18 protein-coding genes and 1 pseudogene are annotated in these 18191 nt (G+C 50.3%); 13 read left to right on the top strand and 6 right to left on the bottom strand.

The features are described 5' to 3' along the window. Positions 1-136 precede the first annotated feature (136 nt). Positions 137-3250, bottom strand: coding sequence for an efflux RND transporter permease subunit (locus KTH07_RS18385; RefSeq protein WP_017693888.1), 3114 nt, complete (start codon positions 3248-3250; stop codon positions 137-139). An 11-nt stretch (positions 3251-3261) separates the two neighbouring features. Continuing rightward, the gene (locus KTH07_RS18380; protein ID WP_015572026.1) at positions 3262-4401 is read right to left on the bottom strand and encodes an efflux RND transporter periplasmic adaptor subunit; all 1140 of its coding nucleotides are present in this window, start codon (positions 4399-4401) and stop codon (positions 3262-3264) included. A gap of 396 nt (positions 4402-4797) precedes the next feature. Here KTH07_RS18380 and envR point away from each other — a divergent pair, with 396 nt between their 5' ends. Further along, positions 4798-5445: an acrEF/envCD operon transcriptional regulator gene (gene envR / locus KTH07_RS18375; RefSeq protein ID WP_015572025.1), complete on the top strand. Its 648-nt coding sequence runs from the start codon at positions 4798-4800 to the stop codon at positions 5443-5445. Here the strand turns inward: envR and KTH07_RS18370 are convergent. Continuing rightward, positions 5440-7524, bottom strand: a pseudogene (locus KTH07_RS18370) (putative bifunctional diguanylate cyclase/phosphodiesterase). The gene envR and the pseudogene KTH07_RS18370 overlap by 6 nt on opposite strands. Positions 7525-7664: 140 nt before the next feature. Further along, positions 7665-7829 (bottom strand): DUF2556 family protein, encoded by a 165-nt coding sequence (locus KTH07_RS18365; RefSeq protein WP_003860373.1) that lies wholly within the window; start codon positions 7827-7829, stop codon positions 7665-7667. A 366-nt stretch (positions 7830-8195) separates the two neighbouring features. Here KTH07_RS18365 and KTH07_RS18360 point away from each other — a divergent pair, with 366 nt between their 5' ends. From KTH07_RS18360 to KTH07_RS18345, 4 genes are all read left to right on the top strand, one after another. Next, positions 8196-9422, top strand: coding sequence for a site-specific integrase (locus tag KTH07_RS18360; protein ID WP_217310836.1), 1227 nt, complete (start codon positions 8196-8198; stop codon positions 9420-9422). A gap of 91 nt (positions 9423-9513) precedes the next feature. Continuing rightward, positions 9514-10320 carry a DUF6387 family protein gene (locus KTH07_RS18355; RefSeq protein ID WP_217310835.1) on the top strand — a complete coding sequence of 269 codons (807 nt, stop codon included), beginning with the start codon at positions 9514-9516 and terminating at the stop codon, positions 10318-10320. Between the two features lie 104 nt (positions 10321-10424). Next, entirely contained in the window at positions 10425-10709 is a 285-nt protein-coding gene (locus KTH07_RS18350; protein ID WP_115615118.1) for an AlpA family transcriptional regulator, read from the top strand. A 10-nt stretch (positions 10710-10719) separates the two neighbouring features. After that, positions 10720-11499, top strand: coding sequence for a phage antirepressor KilAC domain-containing protein (locus KTH07_RS18345; RefSeq protein WP_217310834.1), 780 nt, complete (start codon positions 10720-10722; stop codon positions 11497-11499). A gap of 123 nt (positions 11500-11622) precedes the next feature. Here KTH07_RS18345 and KTH07_RS23510 read toward each other — a convergent pair whose 3' ends face one another. Then, the gene (locus KTH07_RS23510; RefSeq protein ID WP_024194847.1) at positions 11623-11817 is read right to left on the bottom strand and encodes a hypothetical protein; all 195 of its coding nucleotides are present in this window, start codon (positions 11815-11817) and stop codon (positions 11623-11625) included. Here KTH07_RS23510 and KTH07_RS23620 point away from each other — a divergent pair. The 7 genes from KTH07_RS23620 (at position 11804) to KTH07_RS18310 (ending at position 16158) form a co-directional block, all read left to right on the top strand. Continuing rightward, a complete protein-coding gene (locus tag KTH07_RS23620) occupies positions 11804-12220 on the top strand; it encodes a host cell division inhibitor Icd-like protein (RefSeq protein WP_310591349.1) in 417 nt (138 codons plus the stop codon). The two genes, KTH07_RS23510 and KTH07_RS23620, sit on opposite strands and share 14 nt — an antisense overlap. After that, positions 12213-12398 carry a hypothetical protein gene (locus KTH07_RS18335; protein ID WP_023293263.1) on the top strand — a complete coding sequence of 62 codons (186 nt, stop codon included), beginning with the start codon at positions 12213-12215 and terminating at the stop codon, positions 12396-12398. Before KTH07_RS23620 ends, KTH07_RS18335 begins: the two co-directional genes overlap by 8 nt. Further along, the gene (locus tag KTH07_RS18330; protein WP_217310831.1) at positions 12391-12618 is read left to right on the top strand and encodes an aminotransferase; all 228 of its coding nucleotides are present in this window, start codon (positions 12391-12393) and stop codon (positions 12616-12618) included. The genes KTH07_RS18335 and KTH07_RS18330 overlap by 8 nt, the downstream gene beginning before the upstream one ends. Next, positions 12615-12983: a hypothetical protein gene (locus KTH07_RS18325; protein WP_217310829.1), complete on the top strand. Its 369-nt coding sequence runs from the start codon at positions 12615-12617 to the stop codon at positions 12981-12983. The genes KTH07_RS18330 and KTH07_RS18325 overlap by 4 nt, the downstream gene beginning before the upstream one ends. Then, positions 12980-13345 carry a hypothetical protein gene (locus tag KTH07_RS18320; RefSeq protein ID WP_001549749.1) on the top strand — a complete coding sequence of 122 codons (366 nt, stop codon included), beginning with the start codon at positions 12980-12982 and terminating at the stop codon, positions 13343-13345. The genes KTH07_RS18325 and KTH07_RS18320 overlap by 4 nt, the downstream gene beginning before the upstream one ends. After that, positions 13345-15480: a DUF927 domain-containing protein gene (locus tag KTH07_RS18315; protein ID WP_217310824.1), complete on the top strand. Its 2136-nt coding sequence runs from the start codon at positions 13345-13347 to the stop codon at positions 15478-15480. Before KTH07_RS18320 ends, KTH07_RS18315 begins: the two co-directional genes overlap by 1 nt. Positions 15481-15822: 342 nt before the next feature. Further along, on the top strand, positions 15823-16158 hold the full coding sequence (locus KTH07_RS18310; RefSeq protein ID WP_217310819.1) for a hypothetical protein: 336 nt from the start codon (positions 15823-15825) through the stop codon (positions 16156-16158). A gap of 46 nt (positions 16159-16204) precedes the next feature. Here the strand turns inward: KTH07_RS18310 and KTH07_RS18305 are convergent, their stop codons facing one another. Continuing rightward, on the bottom strand, positions 16205-16717 hold the full coding sequence (locus KTH07_RS18305; RefSeq protein ID WP_217310816.1) for a hypothetical protein: 513 nt from the start codon (positions 16715-16717) through the stop codon (positions 16205-16207). Positions 16718-16979: 262 nt separating this feature from the next. Between KTH07_RS18305 and KTH07_RS18300 the strand changes: the two genes are divergently transcribed. Continuing rightward, complete coding sequence (locus tag KTH07_RS18300; protein WP_217310814.1) at positions 16980-18146, top strand: phage major capsid protein; 1167 nt, start codon at positions 16980-16982, stop codon at positions 18144-18146. Positions 18147-18191: the final 45 nt, after the last annotated feature.

Raw genomic sequence — 18191 nt, 5'->3', positions numbered from 1 at the left:
TTTGTGTGGATTGTAAAAATTATGAAGAAAAAAGCGCGGGCACTGATTATTAATGGAGGAAATGTGAAGAGGGGAAGTGTTTTTACATTGTTTTCAGGAAATAAAAAAGGCACCAGAGGTGCCTTTATGGTTTTCATTAATCCTTGTGCTTTGTAAACCGTCTCCGGACAACCACAAAGAAAACAGGAACAAAGAAAATGGCCAACAGGGTGGCTGACAGCATCCCGCCCATCACGCCCGTCCCGACCGCATTTTGTGCCCCACTACCTGCACCGCTGCTGATGACCAGAGGCATAACACCAAGGATGAATGCCAGGGAAGTCATCAGGATAGGACGCAGACGCATACGCGAGGCTTCAAGCGTGGCTTCGATAATCCCTTTGCCTTCTTTATCCATGAGATCCTTGGCGAACTCAACGATCAGTATGGCGTTCTTGGCTGATAAACCAATTGTCGTAAGCAGACCAACCTGGAAGTAAACGTCATTGTTCAGCCCTCGCATTGATGCAGCCAGAAGCGCGCCGATCACCCCCAGCGGCACAACCAGCATGACCGAGAAGGGAATTGACCAACTTTCATAGAGGGCCGCCAGACACAGGAACACCACAATCAGTGAGATGGCGTACAGCGCCGGAGCCTGATTCCCGGAAAGTCGTTCCTGATAAGACATCCCCGTCCAGTCGTAGCCGATGCCGGAAGGCAGTTTTGACGCAAGGCTTTCCATCAACGCCATTGCCTCACCGGTACTTTTGCCAGGGGCAGACTCACCGAGGATCTCCATTGATGGCATCCCATTGTAACGTTCCAGACGCGGTGAACCGTACACCCAGTGAGAGCTGCTAAAGGCAGAGAAAGGCACCATTTCGCCGTTAGCGCTACGCACATACAGGCCGTTAATGTCTCCGGGTAGCATACGGAAGCGAGCATCAGCCTGGACATAAACTTTTTTCACCCGTCCGTGATCGATAAAGTCGTTCACATAGGTGCCACCCAGCGCTGTTGAAATCGTCTGATTGACGTCAGACACGCTCACACCCAGCGCCTGTGCCTTCTCCTGATCGACGTCCAGCTTGAACTGTGGCGTATCTTCCAGTCCATTAGGACGCACGCGAACCAGTAAGTCAGGATGTTCTCTCACCATGCCCAGCAGCTGGTTACGCGCCTGGGTTAACTGCGTATGCCCCAGGTTTGCCTGGTCAATCAGTTCAAAGTCAAAGCCTGTTGCGGTACCCAGTTCAATAATGGCAGGCAGGTTAAACGGAAATACAAGACCGTCTTTGATCTGGCTGAACGCTTTCGTCGCGCGGCTGACAATCGCCTCAACGCCGTTTTCCTTGCCCGGACGTTCTTCCCATGGCTTCAGGCTGACGAAAGCGATACCGGAGTTCTGCCCCTGTCCGCTAAAGCTAAAACCGTTTACGGTAAAGACCGATTCAACGTTCGCTTTCTCTTTCGTCAGGTAATAATCCTGAACCTGATCGAGTACCTGCTGAGTACGCATTTGCGTCGCCCCTGCCGGCAACTGAACCATCGTCATAAACACCCCCTGATCCTCTTCCGGCAGGAAGGAGGAAGGCAGGCGCAGGAACAGAACTGCCATGCCGCCGACGATGATGACGTAAACCAGCAGATAGCGGCCGGTCTTACGTAAAATGCCGCTTACGCTGTTGCTGTAGTGCTCCACACTCTTATCAAAGAGCGCGTTAAACCAGCCGAAGAAACCACCTTTCTTTTCATGATGTTCGCTGGAAACCGGTTTGAGCAGCGTGGCACAAAGAGCAGGCGTTAATATCAACGCCACCAGTACCGACAAGGCCATCGCGGAGACAATGGTCAGCGAGAACTGACGATAGATAGCCCCGGTTGAACCACCAAAGAATGCCATCGGAATAAATACCGCCGAAAGCACCATGGCAATGCCCACCAGAGCGCCCTGGATTTGCTCCATCGACTTCTGCGTCGCCTCTTTTGGCGGCAGCTTGTCCTCAACCATGACGCGTTCTACGTTCTCGACCACCACGATGGCGTCATCGACGAGCAGACCTATCGCCAATACCATCCCGAACATCGTCAGGGTGTTAATGGAGAACCCGAACGCAGCCAGTACCGCAAAGGTGCCCAGTAACACCACGGGCACGGCGATCGTCGGAATAAGCGTTGCCCGCAGGTTTTGCAGGAACAAGTACATCACCAGGAACACGAGAACAATCGCTTCAAACAGTGTCTTCACCACTTCATGGATTGAGATCTTCACGAAAGGTGTAGTGTCGTACGGATACACGACTTTCAGGCCTTGAGGGAAGAAGGGCTGCAACTGCGCCAGTTTACTCTTGATGGCGGCAGCGGTATCCAGCGCGTTTGCGCCAGTCGCCAGCTTGATCCCCAGCCCCGTTGCTGCCTGGCCATTGATTTTGGTGACCATATTGTAGTTTTCGCCACCCAGCTCAATGCGGGCCACATCTTTCAGGTGGACCATTGAACCGTCCTGGTTCACCTTCAGCGTCACACGACCAAACTCCTCCGGCGATTTCAGACGCGTTTGAGCAATAATTGAGGCGTTCAGTTGCTGCCCAGGTACGGACGGTGTTCCGCCCAACTGGCCCGCAGCAATCTGGTCGTTCTGCGTTTTTAGCTGGTTAATGATATCCAGCGGCGTGAGCTGATATTTGTTCATCGCGTTGCTGTCCAGCCAGATGCGCATTGCATACTGGGCACCGAACAGCTGCACGTCACCGACGCCGGAAGTACGGCTGATCGCATCTTTTACGTTAGAAGCGACATAGTCGGAGATATCATCCTGCGTGAGGTTTTTATTGTCCGACACAAAGCCTGCAACCAGCAGGAAGCTGCTGCTGGATTTCTCCACGCCGATCCCCTGCTGCTGCACTTCTTGTGGCAGCAGCGGCATGGCGAGCTGAAGTTTGTTCTGAACCTGCACCTGCGCAATATCAGGATCCGTACCCGACTCGAACGTCAGGGTGATGGTGACGTTACCAGCGGAATCACTGGTGGACGACATGTACATCAAATTATCGATACCGTTCATGTTCTGTTCGATAACCTGAGTGACGGTGTCCTGTACCGTCTGGGCATCAGCGCCCGGGTAGGTTGCTGTCACCGCAACCGCCGGCGGCGCAATGGTCGGATATTGCGCGACCGGTAGTTTTAAAATGGCCAGCCCGCCCGCAATCATCAGAATGATGGCGAGTACCCAGGCGAAAACAGGCCGTTGAATAAAGAAATTAGCCATGTCGTTATTCCTTAACTGGCTGGAGTCGCTGCGGTATCAGGAATAGCCACGACGGTGACGCCAGGGCGAACTTTTTGCAGGCCGCTGATAATGACGCGGTCGCCGTTTTTGAGGCCTTCCGTGATCAGCCAGCGATCGCCAATCGCCTGCGGTGCAACGACAGTGCGTGATTCCACCTGGTTTTTCTCATTTACCACAAGCACGGTGGCATCTCCGCGTGGTGTACGGGTTACCCCCTGCTGAGGAACCAGAATGGCATCAGGTTGCGTACCTTCATCGATGCGCGCACGGACAAACATACCCGGTAACAGCATATGCTGTGGGTTAGGGAAGAGGGCGCGAAGGGTGATTGAGCCGGTACTTTCATCTACCGTGACATCAGAGAACTGGAGCGTCCCTTTCAGCGGATAAGGCTGGCCATTTTCCATCAGCAACTCGACGCTGCTGGTGTCTCCCTTTTGCAGGCTCGTCTGCTGCTTCAGGCGCATAAAATCGCTGCTGGATTGCGTCACATCGACATAAATGGGATCGAGTTGCTGAACCGTCGCCAGTGCAGTTGCCTGGCCATTAGTGACTAACGCCCCTTCGGTGACGCTGGATTTACCTATACGCCCGTTGATTGGGGATGTGACTTTCGTATAGGCCAGGTTGATCCGCGCGCTTTCAACGCCAGCCTTCGCGGCAACCACGCTCGCATCCGCCTGCTGGGCAGTTGCCACCGCCTGATCGTACTCCTGCTTGCTCACATATTGCGTACCAACCAGCGGAACGTAACGTTTCACCGTCAGATGGGCGATATTCGCCGCCGCCTGTGCTTTTACCAGTTCACCTTTCGCATTGTCGTAGGCTGCCTGATAGGTGGCCGGATCGATTTGATAAAGGGATTCACCCGCTTTAACGTCGCTGCCTTCGGTAAAATTACGGTGCAGAATGATACCACTTACCTGAGGACGAACCTCCGCAACACGATACGCGTCAGTTCTGCCGGGCAATTCTGTCGTTACGGCCAGTGGCGCGCTTTTAACAATATGAACACTGACCTGAGGAGCTTGCGCATGCTGCTGTGGGTTTTCTTGCCCATCGCACCCGGTGAGCAGCGCGGCACAGACAATGAAACCGGATAAGGGTAAGCATCTGAAGTGATTCGTCATTACTGTTCCTTAAACTACCCTTGAGCCGATATTTGCCATGAATCGGTGAAAGGGTGTGAGGCAAAAAATAGAAATGTAGCCGCGTATAATAATGAGGGTGTTTAATGTTTTTTAATTTATAAGTGCTGATGGAGCTTTTAAAAGTAAAAATCGGAATCTGACACAGTGCATTCGGTATTCTTTTTCTGTCAGGATAATCAACGAAATGTTTTCGGTGAATGCTATTTATATATTTTATGAATTTTATGTGTTCGATTTATTCACGTGAATTATAAATTAAATGAATTGACTTTTTTTGTGCAAAATTAACACGGATTTTGGTTAATACTTTGACTACACGACCACGGCAATATCCTTTGATAACGTATCAATCTTATGAGTAATGAGTAGCAGGTTATGGCGCGCAAAAAGAAAGAAGAGGCTCAAAAGACCCGCCAGCAGCTGATTGAAGCCGCTATCGGGCTATTCGCGACGCGTGGCGTGTCCAGCACCACGCTTACCGACATCGCCGATGCTGCTCAACTCACTCGCGGGGCGGTTTACTGGCATTTCTCGAGTAAAGCGGAAATATTTAATGCAATATGGGATCAGCAATTGCCGATGCGTGAGATGATTCGTGACAGGTTAATACTTTCCGAAAATGACGACCCTTTGTTAATGCTTCGTGAACAATTTATTGTCGCACTGCAATATATTGCGAGCGAGCCGCGGCAATATGCGCTTTTACAAATTTTGTATCATAAGTGTGAATTTCATGACGATGTGATTTCAGAATGTGAAATACGCAAGCGGATCGGTTTAAACGATGATTATCTTCGCAAGACGCTAAAGCGATGCATTGCTCGTAACGTTATCTCTTCGCAAACCAATATTGAACTGGCGCTGATTGTTTTCCACGCCTTTTTTAGCGGTGTCATTAAAAACTGGTTAATGGATAGCAACAATTTTAATCTGTACAAACAAGCACCGGCGCTGGTGGATAATATTCTGGCGACACTAAATATCACCCGAGTGGCACCAGTGGTTTACGATACAGCCTCATGACCGCGTCCGGGGTGGCGACATCTCCCCGTGCTGGCACTGTTCCATAATAGCTTGCGCGGTAATCGGTTTGCCCAGCAGGTAACCCTATAGCGTATTGCATCCCAGTTCTGTCAGAAAGGTTTGCTGCGCTGCGGTTTCGACCCCTTCCGCCACGACCTTCAGATTCAGCGTTTTTGCCAGGGCGACAATCGCCGAGACAATCGTCGCATCTTCGCTCTCACCACTTAACTCTTTCACAAAAGCACGATCGATTTTCAACTCGCAGGCGGGAAGTCGCTTAAGATACAGAAGGCTTGAGTAACCGGTGCCAAAATCGTCTATCGAGGCTTTTACTCCCGCATCCGTCAGCGCTGTCAGGACACGAACGCTTTCGTCCGGATTGTTCATTGCCGTGGTTTCGGTCACCTCCAGGATCAACATGCCGGGTGGTACGCTATGGCGCGTCAGACAATCGAGAACTGTTTTAACCAGCGACGGCTGTTCGAACTGCAATGTAGAAAGATTCACCGCCATTGACCAGTCCGTGTGGCCCTGAAGATGCCATTCACGCAGCTGGCGGCAGGCCTCGTCGATTACCCAGTTTCCAATCGGAATAATCAGCCCCGTTTTCTCTGCCAGCGGTAGAAAAAGATCGGGTGGGAGTAACCCCTGTTTGGGATGCTGCCAGCGTAACAGCGCTTCGAATCCGAGGACTGGCCCGGCAGGGGCGTGAAATTTAGGTTGATAAAGCAGGCGTAACTCATTACGGTCGATGGCCTGCCACAGATCATTCATCAGCTGTAGATGCGTCTGTGCCAGCGTATTCATTGACGGCTGGAAGAAGTGATAGCCGTTGCGACCCATATGTTTCGTGTGGTACATCGCAGCATCAGCGTTAAACATCAGTTCACGATCGGTTTTGCCATCGTGTGGATAGAGCGCAATGCCAATGCTCAGGGTGACCATCAGTTCATAAGGATCGAGATGGAACGGGCTATCAATGACGCGCACCAGTGAATTTGCCAGTGAGGCAGCATCATCCGGAGTGGCGGTTTCGGCCAGCAGGACGAATTCATCCCCACCGATACGCGCCAGCGTATACTGACCTTTCAACTGCAACAGCAAACGCTGAGTCACCGCAACCAGAAGCTTGTCACCGACATCATGACCATAGGCATCGTTGACGGTTTTAAAGCCGTCGAGATCCATAAACATCAGCGCGAAAGGGCTTCCTTCGCGATCGGCCTTGCTGATGGCCTGATCGAGGCGATCCTCAAGCAGAATACGATTGGGTAATCGCGTCAGCGTATCATGTAACGCCAGCTGTGCGAGTTCACGATTAGCTTCTGCCAGTGATGAGGCCAGCAGCGAGGTACGAGCCTGAAGGCGGGCATCGAACATCGACACCAGCAGCGTAATCCCCAGAATAGCGAGCGCGACCACGCTAACCAGTATCGCCAGCCAGCTCCCGTTAATGCCATGATGGTGGACCATCGTCGACATTGGAAATTGTGCTGCTTCCATGCCGGCGTAATGCATGCCAGCGATAGCGATGCCCATGGTGATCGCCGCCCCCAGCCGCATCAACGCCATTCGTGCGGCTTCCTGACGTAAACGGAACGTCAGCCAAAGAGCGGCCAGTGAAGCGGCAAGGGCAATGACCACGGAGATAGCCACCCACTTTTTATCCCAGACAATACCCGGTGTGACCTCCAGGGCTGCCATACCAGTGTAGTGCATGGCAACAATGCCCGTTCCCATCACGACGGCGCCAGGCAGCAGCCGGCGCAAACGTAGCTGCTCGCCGCTAACGAGCCACAGGGCAAACATTGACGAGCTGATGGCGATAACCATCGAAAGCACGGTCAGGACCGCGTTGTAACTCATGCTCATGGAAAGATCCATCGCCAGCATACCGATGAAATGCATCGCCCACACGCCAATCCCCATCGAAACACCGCCACCTGCCAGCCAGACGCGTGCAGCGACGCCCTGGCTTCCGGCAACGCGCGCAGCCATATTCAGCGCGGTATAGGCGGCAAGAATGGCAACAACAAAGGAGATGACTACGAGGATTTGGTTGTATTGGCTAACCAGCATGGTCTGTTCACTCGTTGTGAGACGTTAAGCAAGAGCGGTTGGAAAGGGCACAGACATTATCATCGTCAGGAAATGACGAAAAGTGATTTAAATCCCTGTTTTTATGGAGTGATAACAGGGGGTTTACAGGATGGAAGCGGTTAGTCCAGCTCTGAGCAGTTGACCAGTTTAAGCGGGTTCACGGAATTCATATTGCGACATTTATCGGTTTCGGTGCTCATCAGTTCAATCCACTGCATCAGCAGCGCATCGAAAATGAAAACAGAGACAGCAAAAACGACCAGCCACCAGTATTTACGAATCATGTGTCATTCCGCGAAAAGAGAGCCTGTAAGTTGGTGGAAATATACACGAAAAGCGGGCATTGAAAAGTGGGGAAAGAGAAGGTTTACAAAGCGTTGACGGTTGCCCGGCCGGACGATAAAAAAGGCGCTTCCCCATGCCGAAGAGCGCCTTTTTAAACAAGCAGTTAGCTAATCGAAATTAGTTCATGCCGTACTGTCAGATTAGCTGTTTTCATGCTTTGAGGTGGTTTTTATATTTTATTTAAAATCAATTAGTTATATGAAATTATGGCTGTATATTGTTCCAGTGCTTTTTGTTGTTTATGCTATTATGCAAGCAATTCTGTATAAACATTTGTATAAACACTTTGGGCTGGGTGGTGGTCTATGGCTGGCGAACTTAACAAACTGAGCGACAGGAAGTTAAAGGGATTACATGGCATCCCGGCCAGTAAGATTGAGTTTTATGCTGATGGTGCCGGGTTGAGCGCTAAGGTAACGAAAGCTGGTGGCATTAGCTGGGTGTTTACTTACCGACTCGACGGGCAGAAGCTGCATCGGCTGACTCTGGGGCGCTACCCTGATATGAGTCTCAGAGAGGCCCGTTCTTCGCGTGATAAATGTCGTCAGTGGTTGGCCTCTGGTAAAGACCCAAAGCACCAGTTGGCGCTCACTACTCAGGAAACGCTTAAACCAGTCACGGTGCAGGAAGCTATCGAATACTGGATACGCGAATATGCGGAAGAAAACCGTGCGAACGTTGAGCGGCATAAAGCGGAGCTACGCAAACATATTTACCCTTACATTGGGAAAATGGCGCTCGCTGACTGCGAAACCCGATACTGGCTTGACTGCTTTGACAGAATGAAAAAGAAGACGCCAGTTGCTGCGGGTTATGTATTCCAGATGTGTAAGCAGGCTCTGAAATTCTGCCGCGTTCGCCGTTACGCCGTCAGTACCGCCCTTGAAGATTTGAGTATTCCCGATGTTGGTAAAAAGCAGGCGAAAAAAGATCGGGTATTGAAAGATAAAGAGGTTGGGGGATTGTGGGCTGCTATATCTTCCGGCGATGTTTTTCTGCCTTACTACACAAACTTGCTCAGGATCACCACTTTGTTTGGTTGCCGCACCCAGGAGGCCAGATTATCCGAGTGGGCCGAATGGGATATGGAGGCATGGGTATGGACGGTTCCGAAAGCGCATAGTAAAGGCGGTGAAAAGATTGTGCGGCCAGTTCCAGAAGCGATGCGTTCATTTATTGAAATTCTCCACGATGAAACAAAATCATCCGGCTACCTTCTCGGAGTTGTGAAGAATAGCGAGGCGGTTAGCCAGTGGGGCCGTAGCGTTTATAAAAAACTGGGGCATTCTGAACCGTGGACATTGCATGATCTACGGCGAACGCTTGCAACGCATATGAATAATATGGGTATCGCTCCGCACGTTGTTGAACAGTTGCTGGGCCACTCAATGCCGGGAGTTATGGCAATTTATAACCGTAGTCTGTACTTGCCGGAGAAGCTGGACGCGCTGAACAAGTGGTATGACCGCTTAGAACTTCTTGCGGGTAATCATCAAAATGTGGTTCTGTTACCTGTAGCGAATAGAGATTAAACTGATATTGCGGGTCTAGGTCGGCCAACCGAAAAGCGGGAAACCCTACCCGCCTGGCTCGCAAGTTATTAGGGGCGTTGAGGGTGACGATATGTTAATTAACAAGAAAAGCGATTTGCCGGAGTATTTCGATATAGGGAAATATAAAACTTTTGAATCATTAGATGATAGAGAGTTTTTTAATCAGTTATTAATGCGTCATTATATGGTCGCAGATTATGATAAATGGATAGATGAAGATGATTTGAAAATAATAATGTCTAATCCAATAGCTGACAGAAAATATAGTGAGGATGCCTTTGCAGGTGTTGATTACGTGCAATCCGATATGCAGGAAAATAACTCAAATGCAGGTAAGCGGCTTGGTTCGTCAATGCTGATTGAGCCTTTACAACGTCACGATATATTCAAAATAATGCACTCTAAAAAAGTAGTTGATGAATATGATGATACTGATACTTTGGGGCTGTTTGACTGCATTAATCTGATTGATAACTTCGGGGATGATTTTTTTGTTAAATTGGACTTACGTTATCCTGATGAATTTTTAATTGAAGATTTATCATCTTTGCTTTCATCATGGCGAAATTCCTTAAATATTCCAGACCCAAATAATGAACTATCAATAAATTCTTGGGAAGTAGCCAGAAGGAAGATAATAAGTTATGGAATCTTCCCCTATGCTGACCTGTTCTGCTGGCAAAAAATTACAGGAAACAGGATAAGCAGTAGTGTAATTGCCGGTTCGATTTTCCCTGATCTATCAGTCGGAGAAAAGAAACTCTGTGAAACTATTCGGCCTTTTTTCGAAAAAAATCTTGCAAATTTTTCGTTGGAAAAGTTTGAGAGAGAAATCCGGGAGAGGTTGATTGAGCAAAAAAATAGGCGTAGGAAATGATTTTTTTTCTTCTGTATCAGTAAGATGATGTAGATATCAATATTCCTCCACAACACAAGAACAGTTAGGAAAGTGTCCTTCTGAATGTGTGAAGTGGAGGAAGCATGTCAAATACTCTTTTTACCCCGCCAACACCTGAGCAACGCCGCAACATTCTGGCAGAGTACGGAATTAAGTTTGATCGTCGTATTCGTGAAAATGAATGTTTTGAAATAACCAGCCTTTCCCGTTCCACCCGCTGGTATATGGAGAACGAAGGTAAATTCCCGCCACGCTGCCACTTTGGCCGTAATAGTTGCGCCTGGCTTTTGTCAGATGTTCTTTGGTGGGTTCGCAATCCGCCTGCTGTTGAGAACGTCAACACCCCTTACAACCGTAAATCCGCGTAAAGGGGGTGCTATGCAAAAATTAAATGAGTTGGTTCCGGTTAACCCCGGAAATATTGGCGGCGTGGCGGTATCGCTGGTCAGTGCTAAAAAACTCCATGCGTTTCTCGGCGTTGGGCGTGATTTCACTAACTGGATTAAAGGGCGTATTAGCCAGTACGGCTTCACTACTGGAGTCGATTACATCATTGTTGAAAGTTTGAGCACGCCAAAACGGGCGAGCGCAAAATCTCGGCAGCAGATGGAACATGACTACCTGATCACTATTGATATGGGTAAAGAGCTGGCAATGGTTGAGCGCAACGAAAAAGGGCGGGAGGTGCGCCGCTACTTCATCAACTGCGAACGCCAGGCAAAAGCCGCCGCTAATATCCCCCAGACGTTACCGGAAGCCCTGCGCCTTGCTGCTGACCTGGCAGAAAAGGCAAGCGAACTTGAAAACCGGCTGGTGGCCGCTGCGCCAAAGGTTGATTTCGCTGATCGCGTGGCGGAGATCAACAAGGGTATTTCCATTCCCAACTATGCCAAAGCCTTAGGGCTTGGCCCCATCAAATTATTCGGCTGGATGAGGCAACAGGGGATTCTCATCAATGGCGGCCAGCGCCACAACCTGCCTATGCAGCGTTATATCGATAGCGGTTATTTTGCCGTTCGCCATGGAACGTATGAAACGAATGGCGAGGTAAGAGCCTCATTCACAACGATGCTGACGGGGAAGGGTGAGCAGTGGTTAACGAAGAAACTGATCGCTGGTGGTGTATTGCCGGAGGTGCCGAATGCTGACGCTGAATAAAACAAAGGCAGCTTTGCAGAGCTGCCAATGTCACTACGAAAAACCGAAACAAATTAAGCATACCAGGGTTAACGCTGGTGGTCAAAGAATGAGCCAGCGCAATTCTGCGCCCGCTGATTTTATTCAGCCTTTTGGCTCAATACCTTTCTTTCGGAGGGCTTCCCGGCCTAATTCCTTCATCCAATTTGCGAGGCTAACACTCTCTGCTTGGGCTTCTTTTTCAAATTGCTCTTTAAGTTCGGGGGGGATTCGAATCTGGAACGCTGGTGCTTTCCCCGCTCCTTTTGGTTGCCGATCTCGTTTAATGGGTGTTGACATGTGCGTACCTATTGGCGTACTGTTTTCTTTAATAGGTACACACCTTAACACGGTGCTATCTAAAAAAACAACGCCCCGGACTGTTCGAGCAGTACCGAGGCGTCTCACCAAACCGTTAAGTGAGGTAACAGTTATGGCTGACAATCAGTCTACCCAAACTCGTCCGGAATTTACATGGTTATTCCTGGCAACCCCAGATCACACTCCCGAATGCACCCCAGTAGTGCTTCGCTTTGATGCTGACACGGAAGATAAAGCCCGCGCTGCTTTTCCCGGCTGGGATTTAGTTTTTGCCGCCAAAATTCGCGCTCAGGCTCCTTGCCGCGTTGCGTTCTTCGATTACACCACCCGCCGTGGCTGGGAGTTCGACAGTGCCGCGATTCAGGAGGTGCGCCATGCGTGAGTTAACGGATAAAACCACGTCGATAGCGTGTGAACTGGCAGCTTTATTAATGGTTGTCGAAGAATGCGACGTTGATCATGTTGAGCGGGAAAACCTTATCAGCCTGGCTAGACGAGTATCGGATCAGCTGGCGGCAAGCATGGTCGAGCAGAACTCAACGGGGGTGCTAAATGGGTAACTTTTACACCTACCGCAGCAAAAAAGATTTGCTGTTACTGGCGCAAGAGGTTGCTGCGCTTCTGTCATGTGCTGCTTACCTTGCGACTATCAGGGGCGAGGAAGAGCGTATCCATGTAATGAGTTTAACTGGCCTGGCTCAACGCCTTTCTGACGAACTGGCAAATTCACTGGATATTTCTACTTTTTCAGACCCTGAATCGCAGGGGGCAAAACAATGATCAGCAATGTGAAGTTTATCGAACTGGAAAAACGTGTCGATTTGCTGGTTAACCGAGTCTTGGAGCTAGAACAGCAGGTGCGCACACTCACCGAAAGCCAGGGGGGCGATATTCCCCCCGGTATGGCTCCGGTCGCTACGCTGGCGGCTGAGTTCGGCATATCGACGAAAAAAGCCGAAGAGTTGGCAAAAAACACGGGCGTGATGCTGGTCAGAATGAAAGCTGGTGGCTTTATCGCGCCGGATAACAAGTTCAGAGAGGTGGCGAGGCAGGTTCTGCGCAGCGCAAAGCGCAAATATGGATCGGCGTACTGGTATCACCCATTACTTGGCAAATTTCAGATGAGCGGAGGTATCCCGCAATGACCGATATTTTTGAAGTGATAGGCCCATTGTTCCGCAAACTGACCGAAACCTGTATTGCTCACCAGATAGCGGAAACCGGTTCGGCAACCTTGCTGGTGGAAAGCGATAAGTATATGGCCCGCTATCGCTTCACGCTGGAGCCGCGCGTAACTGAAAACGTATTGATGAAGTATATGATTTTTGGCTGCTTTGAAGAGTTCGGGCGCGATGAGGGGTTAAGGCGTTTGCGGGATATTCTGCTGACCTGCTTTACCGACGATGGCGATATTAACGAAATGGGGTTGCAGATAGTGAAAAGCTGCCACCTTGAGTACCTGCATGAAGACCTGGGCGCGGATATGTCCAATAAGGTGTTGCACTGATGAAGATGAAGAATGCCCCGAATATTAAATTCCTGCCGAAAGACAAATTTACCGAGGCGATTATTTTTGCGGGTGAAGATGCCTATTCACATGTGCAGCACTGGATCGAGAGCGAAGGTAAAAGGGCATGGGATGATGTACCGCCTGTTTATCTGGGCAAAAGGCAACTGGCAGAACTGGAACGATTAAACATCGTTGATAACGGCCGTCGCAGTGTTCGTGTGATCCGCGCTGGCGAGCTTTCCGAAATGCAGATAAGCACTATCGCAACCAAACTGGCGCTGGCGGATGTGAAAGAGGCCCGGCTGTTTAATGGCATGTTTGAGCCTCAGCCGAAGGAGGACTGGACGGGCAGGCTTCCACGTCTCAAAGAAGAGGCCGAACGCGGGGAAAGTATTGTGGTGAACTTGCCTGTGAAAAAACGGGAGCCAAAGCCTGAACCGGGTGATGAACTTAAACCCCGTGTGGAGAGTCGCAGCGATGGCCTGTACTGGATCACGCCAAAGGTGGACAAGGATAGTGGCGAGATCATCAATAACGAAACGTGGCTGTGCTCGCCTCTTGAGGTGGTCGGCTCCGGTAGTGACGGGACAGAGCGCTATCTTGTTTTGCGCTGGCGTTCGCCGCGTGGCCATGAAGATACTACTAGGGCGATCCCCTGTGCTGATATCGGTGAGCGCGACGGCTGGCGCTCACTTAAAGCTGGTGGGGTGAATGTGACCACTAAAAGCACCTTCCGGGCGATTCTGGCCGACTGGTTGCAGCAAAGCGGCACTGATCGGGAATGGATTATCACCCATACCACTGGCTGGCATCATGGCGCATATATCATGCCTGATGGTGAAGTGATTGGTGATCCAGAGACGCCCATTCTCTTTAACGGTCGCAGCGCTGCATCTTCCGGGTATGCCATTGCTGGTACTGCTGCCACCTGGCGGGATTCCGTCGCCCGTCTGGCCGGGGGCAATCCTTCCATGATGCTGGGCGTGGCAGCGGCACTATCCGCTCCGCTTATCGGCCTGGTGGGTGCTGACGGTTTCGGTGTCCATTTGTTCGAGCAGTCGAGCGCCGGTAAGACCACTACCGCCAATATTGCGAGCAGCCTGTGGGGTGAGCCTGATGCGTTGCGGCTTACCTGGTACGGTACTGCGCTTGGCATAGCAAACGAAGCGGAGGCGCACAACGACAGCCTGTTACCGCTTGATGAGGTAGGACAGGGCAGCAGTGCCAAAGATGTTGCCACGTCTGCTTATACCCTGTTTAACGGTGCCGGGAAGTTGCAGGGAGCCAAAGAAGGCGGCAACCGGGAGCTTAAACGCTGGCGCACGGTGGCGATCAGTACCGGGGAAATGGATATTGAAACCTTCCTGGCTGCTGGTGGGCTGAAAGTGAAAGCGGGCCAACTGGTGCGCTTGCTCAACATCCCTATGGAGAAATCGACGGCCTTTAACGGTCTGCCAAACGGCAAGGCTCATGCTGACGCACTGAAAGAAGCCTGGATTGATAACCACGGGGCGGCGGGGCGTGAGTGGGTTAAATGGCTGGCAGCTAACCAGCAGGAGGCTAAACAGGCGGTGCGTGACGCGCAAGCGCGCTGGCGCGGCCTCATCCCGGCCGATTACGGGGAGCAGGTACACCGCGTGGCCGAACGCTTTGCAATCCTCGAAGCCGCGCTGGTAACTGGTGCATCAATCACCGGATGGGGCGAACAGGCCAGCCGTGACGCTATCCAGCATAGCTTTAACGCCTGGGTGAAAGAGTTCGGCACGGGTAACAAAGAGCACCAACAGATCATCGAGCAGTGCGAGGCGTTCCTGAATGCCTACGGTTTAAGCCGCTTTGCACCGTTGCCCTATGATCCGTCCAGTATGCCGATTCGCGATCTGGCCGGGTATCGAAAGCGCAAAAGCAGCCATGATGATGCGCCGCTGGTGTTCTATACGTTCCCCGCAACGTTTGAGAAGGAGATAGCTCAGGGCTTTAACGCCAGGCAGTTTGCCCGCGTGCTTGCCGCTGCTGGCTTGCTTTCTGAGCCGTCCAGCGGGCGTGGATACCAGCAGAAATCCCCGCGTATTGATGGGCGTCAAATCAACGTTTATGTGCTTCACCAGGTTGCGGAAGATGGAGAAGAATAAATTACACATGTGAGGGTTATTAAAGTTGGTTCAGTTGGTTCAGTGTCTATTGGTTATGTTCATGTGGCTGTTTTATATGGGTTTAATGTCAAAAAAATGAACCAACACTGAACCAACAAATAGCAGTTTTGAACCAACAAACAGGCAGTTTGAACCAACATTTTAGAACCTCATGGACTGAACCAACATGAAAATACCCAATGTTGGTTCAAATCGGGGCTTTGTTGGTTCACTCAACGGAAAATAATCCTTATAAAACAAACATCTTTACAAATTGAACCAACTGAACTAACTGAACCAACATAGTTTTGTATATATACGTGAAAAATAAAGAGGTCATTAATGAAACTGATTGGCAAAGATAACGGGCATATGAGCGATCTTAAGTTTCTCTACAGCGCCGTTGATGAGCTTTCAAATAAAGATGAGATTACGGTGACGGATTTTCTGGCTCTGAGCGCTTTTGTCACTTCTGAAAAACTTGATCTGGAATCGTACCAGTCTGGGTTGGAAGAAGAGGGGCAAGAGTTGTCGAAAGACGCCAGCGCTTACCTCGATCTTCTACAGAGGATGGCGGCTGATTTGTCGTACCCAACCTCTGGCCTTGAGAACGCTATCCATAGCGCACAATCAACGGCAAGCTGGGCTTTCTATCAGTGGGGGCTGGATAAAGAATAATCATCCTGCCATGTAGGCTAGTGGCCTGGTTTTCCCAGGCCATATTTTAAAGCAGACCTAACAGCGCGGAAGCGCCAGCGCCAACGATACTGGCAACGGTGCTATTTCCCAGTAACTGTTTCAACATTGATTTGGCCTGTGGATCGCCAGATTTAGCTACTTTCTCGACAAGTTCAGTAATACTGATATTCACCAGCATATGATTACTTTCACCTATTTGAACTTGCTCACCACTGACGGAGCCAATATTAAAAGTATTCATGCTCTTTGCTGTCCTGTGTGCGTCGGAAGAAAGGTTCTCTACGGATAACGTAAGTAAGTGAGGATGCGTTGTACCCACGTTCAACGTTCCATTCTTTGATATTGAAAGATCGACAACTTTAAGGCTTAACTCGCGGCTTCCAATCTTCTGAATCAGAATATCTCCCAATTCAATTTGCGGTTCGTCAGTAAACGGGATATCTACCTGATTTTTTCCTGTGTTCCGGCTTCCTTTAAACTCCTCGCCGGAAATTAAAAAAATATCCGGGTATGCCATATCATCAAAATCGAAGTCCATAAAATCCCCCAGAAGTGGTGTTTTTCCCGTTCATATTATCAAACTTTGTAAATTATTTGTTCTCCTGTTTTCGCTGCTGTTTGCGACAACATAGAGGTGTTTACTCATTGATTATTATGTATATCTTGAAGAGTGGCACTCAGACGTGAGCCGCCACTGTCCACCTGGTTTTTTCCCGTTCTGCGACGGTTTCCTTTCCAGGTGGACATCCCTCCAAGCGCTGGTTTCACGTCTCAACGTTAATTGTTACGGAAACCACTCCATGAAGAAATTACTTGAATTACGCCAGCAGAAAGCCGCACTCAAAACCCAGATGCGTTCCATGCTGGAAAAAGCTGACAGCGAAAAGCGAAGCCTCAACGATGAAGAAGGCAAAAAGTTCGACGAACTCCGCGCCCAGGCTGATGCGCTTGAAGTTGAAATTAACCGCCTTGAAGCCGTCGCCGACGATCAGCGCAATCTGCCTGGTACTTCCGTCGAAGGTGAGCCAGTAAGCAACGACGAGCTGCGCCACTACATCATGACAGGTGATACCCGTTCTCTCTCCACGCTGGTGCAGGCTGACGGCGGTTATACCGTTATCCCTGAGCTGGACAAAGAGATTATGCGCCAGTTGCAGGATGATAGCGTGATGCGCTCCATCGCAACGGTGAAGACCACCAAAACCAACGAATACCAGAAGCTGGTATCTGTGGGCGGCACTACCGTTAATCGTGGTACCGAAGGTGAGGCACGTACCGAAACCAGTACGCCGAAGATGGAGCGCGTTGATATCAAACTCAACCCAATCTACGCCTACCCGAAAACCACTCAGGAAATTCTCGACTTCTCCGAAGTTGATATTCTGGGTTGGCTGTCTTCCGAAATCACCGACACCTTCACTGCTACCGAAGAAACCGACTTTGTGAACGGCGACGGTGATAAAAAATCCAAAGGGTTCCTGTCCTATCCGCGTGCGGCCACCAGCGATAAAACCCGTCCGTTCGGCACGCTGGAGAAGATGGAAGCTGCTGCCGTTTCCTCTGATGGCTTGATCGACCTGCTGTATAAGCTGAAAGCCAAATACCGCAAAAATGCCGTATGGGTGATGAACTCCAACACTGCCGCTACGCTGCAAAAGCTGAAAAACGGCAACGGGGATTACATCTGGCGTGATCGTCTCGTCGCTGACTCTCCCGATACCCTCCTTGGCCGTCCGGTTCAATATCTGGAAACCATGCCTGATGCGGCTGCGGGTGAAGCGTTCCTGGCAGTCGGGGACTTTAAGCGCGGTTACTTTATCGTGGATCACACTACTGGCGTGCGTACCCGCCCCGACAACATCACCGAACCTGGTTTCTACAAGGTGCATACCGATAAATACCTGGGCGGTGGCGTGGTGGACTCCAACGCCATCAAGGTGCTTGAGCTTTCCGGTTCAGGTTCCTGATCTGACGTTTAAGGGGCTTCGGCCCCTTTTTGCCCTCTGTGGAGT

The organism is Enterobacter cloacae complex sp. ECL72, assembly GCF_019056635.1.
Classification (GTDB): domain Bacteria; phylum Pseudomonadota; class Gammaproteobacteria; order Enterobacterales; family Enterobacteriaceae; genus Enterobacter; species Enterobacter hormaechei_C.
Note: the sequence above shows the minus strand (reverse complement) of the source record. Positions and strands in the feature narration are given on the sequence as shown.

What these genes read in the sequence shown, in the direction of transcription:
- KTH07_RS18355 (WP_217310835.1), top strand. Translation starts at nt 9,514, where the DNA reads ATGTTAATTAACAAGAAAAGCGATTTGCCGGAGTATTTCGATATAGGG.
- KTH07_RS18360 (WP_217310836.1), top strand. Translation starts at nt 8,196, where the DNA reads ATGGCTGGCGAACTTAACAAACTGAGCGACAGGAAGTTAAAGGGATTA.
- KTH07_RS23620 (WP_310591349.1), top strand. Translation starts at nt 11,804, where the DNA reads ATGGGTGTTGACATGTGCGTACCTATTGGCGTACTGTTTTCTTTAATA.
- KTH07_RS18365 (WP_003860373.1), bottom strand. Translation starts at nt 7,829, where the DNA reads ATGATTCGTAAATACTGGTGGCTGGTCGTTTTTGCTGTCTCTGTTTTC.
- KTH07_RS18330 (WP_217310831.1), top strand. Translation starts at nt 12,391, where the DNA reads ATGGGTAACTTTTACACCTACCGCAGCAAAAAAGATTTGCTGTTACTG.
- KTH07_RS18350 (WP_115615118.1), top strand. Translation starts at nt 10,425, where the DNA reads ATGTCAAATACTCTTTTTACCCCGCCAACACCTGAGCAACGCCGCAAC.
- envR (WP_015572025.1), top strand. Translation starts at nt 4,798, where the DNA reads ATGGCGCGCAAAAAGAAAGAAGAGGCTCAAAAGACCCGCCAGCAGCTG.
- KTH07_RS18325 (WP_217310829.1), top strand. Translation starts at nt 12,615, where the DNA reads ATGATCAGCAATGTGAAGTTTATCGAACTGGAAAAACGTGTCGATTTG.
- KTH07_RS23510 (WP_024194847.1), bottom strand. Translation starts at nt 11,817, where the DNA reads ATGTCAACACCCATTAAACGAGATCGGCAACCAAAAGGAGCGGGGAAA.
- KTH07_RS18310 (WP_217310819.1), top strand. Translation starts at nt 15,823, where the DNA reads ATGAAACTGATTGGCAAAGATAACGGGCATATGAGCGATCTTAAGTTT.
- KTH07_RS18385 (WP_017693888.1), bottom strand. Translation starts at nt 3,250, where the DNA reads ATGGCTAATTTCTTTATTCAACGGCCTGTTTTCGCCTGGGTACTCGCC.
- KTH07_RS18300 (WP_217310814.1), top strand. Translation starts at nt 16,980, where the DNA reads ATGAAGAAATTACTTGAATTACGCCAGCAGAAAGCCGCACTCAAAACC.
- KTH07_RS18380 (WP_015572026.1), bottom strand. Translation starts at nt 4,401, where the DNA reads ATGACGAATCACTTCAGATGCTTACCCTTATCCGGTTTCATTGTCTGT.
- KTH07_RS18335 (WP_023293263.1), top strand. Translation starts at nt 12,213, where the DNA reads ATGCGTGAGTTAACGGATAAAACCACGTCGATAGCGTGTGAACTGGCA.
- KTH07_RS18345 (WP_217310834.1), top strand. Translation starts at nt 10,720, where the DNA reads ATGCAAAAATTAAATGAGTTGGTTCCGGTTAACCCCGGAAATATTGGC.
- KTH07_RS18305 (WP_217310816.1), bottom strand. Translation starts at nt 16,717, where the DNA reads ATGGACTTCGATTTTGATGATATGGCATACCCGGATATTTTTTTAATT.
- KTH07_RS18320 (WP_001549749.1), top strand. Translation starts at nt 12,980, where the DNA reads ATGACCGATATTTTTGAAGTGATAGGCCCATTGTTCCGCAAACTGACC.
- KTH07_RS18315 (WP_217310824.1), top strand. Translation starts at nt 13,345, where the DNA reads ATGAAGATGAAGAATGCCCCGAATATTAAATTCCTGCCGAAAGACAAA.